Genomic DNA, 4,230 nt, shown 5'->3' on the forward strand with positions numbered 1-4,230 from the left:
TTCTCAGGAATTTGTGTTGGAACCGTGCTCTGTGAGCAGGCTGCAAGTAGGGGCAGTAGAAATATGCAAGCGCGAGATTGATTCATGGCAAACCTAACACCTGAGTTAAGCCGCGCCGCAACGAGGTGCAACCGAAGCGACAGCAGCCGGACGCCGAAAGATAACACGATGCCATGAAGCGGCGTCGGCTTGAACGAACTGTTAGGTTGTAGGCGCCCGACGACCCACTGCACATGCGAAGCAAGCTACGGAATGCTACCGCCACCACGGTGCGCAGGTCCCCTGCGCGCTGTGGGCCAGGTACGCAAGGGCACACTTGAACCTAACAGTAAACCTATCAAGCGAAATTCAATGCAAAGCCCGCACATCCCAAAAAATTCCGCGCTAAACCTAACGCCTGAGTTAAGCCGCCCTGCTGCACGGCGGAAATAGAACACGAACATGCATGAAAAAATTGCCGCCGTGAAGCAGGGTCGGCTTGAACGAATTGTTAGGACTCATTGCGATAATATTAGAGACCACTTTCCGTCAGAGCTTTTCAGTGTGTATGAACCACCGTCAAGCCAGAGCACCGTTCCGTCCTCTAGGCCGTAAATCTCATCATATTGGCGGTCATGGTTATTGTCTTTAAGAGTCACAGAGGTGTTCGGGCCAATAGCCTCAATCTCGACTCTATCTGGATCGTCGGTTACGAGGGTTAGAGGGGTGTCGTTCTTTCCAATGATGAGCATCTCTGCCTTGGTATCAGGATAATGAATCAGGTCCCACCCTGCGAGGAGTGTTCGGACAGTTCCATTCTTGAGAGTCGAGGAACGTGCTTGCCAGGATGCTGCCGCAATGGCAAGGCCAGTGGCAAATATCAAGACTGACACGGCGATGATTCTTCTCATGAGTCCTAACGCTTGAGTTAAGCCGAACTGCGTAGCGCAGGCAACGGCGTGGCAAGCTTAACCTGCCACGCCGTTGCCGGAGCGAAGCGGTTTCGGCTTGAACGAATTGTTAGGTGGCGCCTCTGTTAAGAAGCGTTGCACCTGTGCTGTTGTCCGTAGGATAGCGACAGTCTTGCCGGATTGTTCAGCAGCGGAGAGCTTTGCCAAGTTGTAGGGTAGTCGTTTGAATCGGTACGTGATGATCCACCAGAGAAATGCTGCGTCAAGTCGTTCTGGGCAATCAGGTGCGAGTTCAGGACGAGAGCGCCCGGAGTACTGAAGCCTGCGCTTGACCACCCGCCAGAGGCAACGCCACGGAGAAATGTCGAGAAGAATAACGGTGTCGCAAGCAGAGAGTCGTTGATCGAGTGTGCCGCCGTAATTGCCGTCCATGATCCATTCCGGTTCTTGGAGAATGCGATCAATCACGGAAATCCATTCGGCTTTTGGTGTTTGCACCCAGCCGGAACGCCAATAGATTGCATCAAGGTGAAAGAGAGGGAGCCCCGTTTTTGCGGAAAGCTCCTTGGCAAGCGTTGTTTTGCCGCTGCCGCCTGAACCTATGAGCAGGATCTTCTTCATGTCGCCGAAATCTGTAGCGCCACCTAACGCCTGAGTTAAGCCGAACTGCGTAGCGCAGGTAACGGCGTGGCAAGCTTAACCTGCCACGCCGTTGCCGGAGCGAAGCAGTTTCGGCTTGAACGAATTGTTAGGCTGCAGGCTCGTTCCACCAGCGGAACGGCATGCCAATTCTGCTCAGCTCCTGAGCGAGACGGCGTGGATCAATGTCCGACTTCTTCTTGATTGCGACGTCAAGCTTGGGTGTCTCAAGTAGCGCCTCCGCGACAGCTTCTGACTCCGCGACACCGAATCCGGCTGCACGCAGTGCCGCAACTGGATCATCCGTCATGTCGTTGGAGTATTCGAGCGTGAACTTCCACTTGCCGGTGCTCATCGTTTGTCTCGGTTAGCGATTCCTGCAGCCTAACGCCTGAGTTAAGCCGACCTGCGTAGCGCAGGAAACGGCGTGGCAAGCTTAATCTGCCACGCCGTTTCCGGAGCGAAGCGGGTTCGGCTTGAACGAATTGTTAGACCACGCATTATTCATGTTCTGGCTCTGGTGGGGGCGGGGGTGAGGGTGGAGGCGGTAAAATCCCAGATGTCTCAGCCGTGTACTCTTGATCCATAAATGTGGCCGGAAGCGGTATGCCACGTATGTAGTTTTCAATGTGCCACTGTAGTTTCTGGTCCTCACGCAGCGGTGGGTAATTCTGAACGTAGTCTTGAGTTATATCCATAATCCAGCGATCGCCAGAAGACAATTGGAGAGTTGTTTCCTGGTGAGTGGTAATGGCCATGTAATAATGGCCAACCTCAAGATGCAGTGCGCAATGGAAGGAATTTTGGTATGTGAGCTGACGGGCTGACTCGCTACTGCCCTTCAGTGTACGAATGATCTCGATGCTGCCAACTAATTCGGTTGAGCCGGGCTTCGGATCCAGCAGGGTTAGTGATGTGAGCCTGAAAATAAATATATTCTTTGCATTAACTAGCTCTTGTCGGAATGTTGGTGTGTCCTGGATAGAACATGCTAATGCAGTTGGAGACACGCTTAAGATGGTAAGTAGGGCAACAATTCGGGAAATTATGGCCATAGGTCTAACACCTGAGTTAAGCCGCGCCGCGAAGCGGCGTCGGCTTGAACGAATTGTTAGATTGCCGCTCAGCAAGCATGGTAGAACGCCGCCAAATCTCGACAGTAAGTTCCTCCTGGGGTACGACCCCCGAGTTCACGAGCTAAAGCCTTTCTTAGGTGCTTGCCCTCGTCAAGACGTTGAGTTCCTTTAAGGGTGTGATGCCAAGTGTGAAAAAAAAGCGCTTCCTCAAAGCATCCAATATGGGACGTTAAGAGTTGATCGTCGATGTCTTTAACGATGTTAAAGACGAGTTCTAGGCAGTCTTTAAGGTCTTCTTCGCTGAGTCGTGACATTGGCGCGATAGTTGTTTCTAATAACTTTGTTTTTAAGCTTCTACCGTAGCTGTGCCCAACCTTGTTCCTCATAACGCGCAGCTTGTCCAGTTGTTCCTTCTGCGCTTCTAACGACAAGGGAGCCGTAGAGAACAAGCGCTTGTAAGCTTTTATGCGGCTACTCCAATCACCTTTTAAGCAGGGTGTTACGAGGGGATCAAGATCGTCTTTCATCTCGCTCTTGATCCATGAGATTCCCTCAATTGCGCGTGACTTCCCGAAACGAATTGCTGGGTCTGACATTAGAGAAAGCGTCACAACTTTCTTGATATACGTCTCCAAATAAGAGAGCGTCGATAGCAGTGCAGACAGTCTTACCCAGTTGGCCATCAACTCGTAGTTGCGAAGGAACCGTGGGATTGAGTGATCTAGCCGATGGATATCTGGTCCGGAGGCGTGGAACAGAGCCTGAGGTGAAGAGGTCTTGTTCTTCCGGCCCATATAGTGCGTAAATGACCACGCCGGCACAAACGACCAGTACATATTGTTGATCTCAGTGTGGTGCTTAACAAAGGCGTCAAATGCCCACGTTGTGCCGAGATAGTTCTTGTCGCGAGAGAACTTCATATCTGCAATCTAACGCTTGAGTTAAGCCGAATTGTGTAGCGGAGGCAAACACATGGCAAGCTTAACCTGCCATGTGTTTGATGTAGCGAAACAATTTCGGCTTGAACGAATTGTTAGCTGCCCGTCTATGACAGCCAGCCACGTGTAATTGCCTTGCGACTCAATAGTACAAGCCAAATGCCGACAAGCAAAACGACGGTTTGCAAGATGACAGGAACAACGCCAGCAAGCGCAGCACTGTTTGCCAGAACGAACATGGCGAGGTCTTGACCGATGATGCCGAAAAGCGAAAGAACGAGCAAGGCAAACGCCCACTTTCGCTTCATGAGCAGGGCGATACAGCCGAGCACCCCGCCAAAAACTGCGATGCCGGTTGCGGCAACTGACCACGCGGGGCGAGCAGCATAAAGCGCTTGTTGCGCCTCAGGTAGCTTGGTGATGTCATCTGGTGAAAGCTGCATGTCTGCAATAAATGCAATGCAGCCAAGGATGTTCCAGAGCAGTGCGATGAAAGCGGTGACATTGAACCACTTTGGTGCTTGATTCATTGGAATCTCCCAAGATGGCGAGTGAATGACACGGGCAGCTAACACCTGAGTTAAGCCGCGCCGCAACGAGGTGCAACCGAAGCGACAGCAGCCGGACGCCGAAAGATAACACGATGCCATGAAGCGGCGTCGGCTTGAACGAACTGTTAGGTTGTAG

Annotated in this window: 5 protein-coding genes; all 5 read right to left on the minus strand. The window is 52.0% G+C overall.

Features of this window, described 5'->3' with window-relative positions:
• Positions 1–497: 497 nt before the first annotated feature.
• A complete protein-coding gene (locus tag K7B09_RS12650; RefSeq protein ID WP_223629825.1) occupies positions 498–890 on the minus strand; it encodes a hypothetical protein in 393 nt (130 codons plus the stop codon).
• A 57-nt stretch (positions 891–947) separates the two neighbouring features.
• A complete protein-coding gene (locus K7B09_RS12655; protein WP_223629826.1) occupies positions 948–1,511 on the minus strand; it encodes an AAA family ATPase in 564 nt (187 codons plus the stop codon).
• Between the two features lie 127 nt (positions 1,512–1,638).
• A complete protein-coding gene (locus tag K7B09_RS12660; protein ID WP_223629827.1) occupies positions 1,639–1,884 on the minus strand; it encodes a hypothetical protein in 246 nt (81 codons plus the stop codon).
• Between the two features lie 768 nt (positions 1,885–2,652).
• Complete coding sequence (locus K7B09_RS12665) at positions 2,653–3,525, minus strand: HEPN domain-containing protein (protein WP_223629828.1); 873 nt, start codon at positions 3,523–3,525, stop codon at positions 2,653–2,655.
• Between the two features lie 125 nt (positions 3,526–3,650).
• A partial coding sequence (locus K7B09_RS12670; protein ID WP_223629829.1) for a hypothetical protein occupies positions 3,651–4,230 on the minus strand: 580 nt, incomplete at its 5' end.

Source organism: Thermomonas beijingensis (assembly GCF_020034655.1).
Lineage (GTDB): Bacteria > Pseudomonadota > Gammaproteobacteria > Xanthomonadales > Xanthomonadaceae > Thermomonas > Thermomonas beijingensis.

What these genes read in the sequence shown, in the direction of transcription:
- K7B09_RS12650 (WP_223629825.1), bottom strand. Translation starts at nt 890, where the DNA reads ATGAGAAGAATCATCGCCGTGTCAGTCTTGATATTTGCCACTGGCCTT.
- K7B09_RS12655 (WP_223629826.1), bottom strand. Translation starts at nt 1,511, where the DNA reads ATGAAGAAGATCCTGCTCATAGGTTCAGGCGGCAGCGGCAAAACAACG.
- K7B09_RS12660 (WP_223629827.1), bottom strand. Translation starts at nt 1,884, where the DNA reads ATGAGCACCGGCAAGTGGAAGTTCACGCTCGAATACTCCAACGACATG.
- K7B09_RS12665 (WP_223629828.1), bottom strand. Translation starts at nt 3,525, where the DNA reads ATGAAGTTCTCTCGCGACAAGAACTATCTCGGCACAACGTGGGCATTT.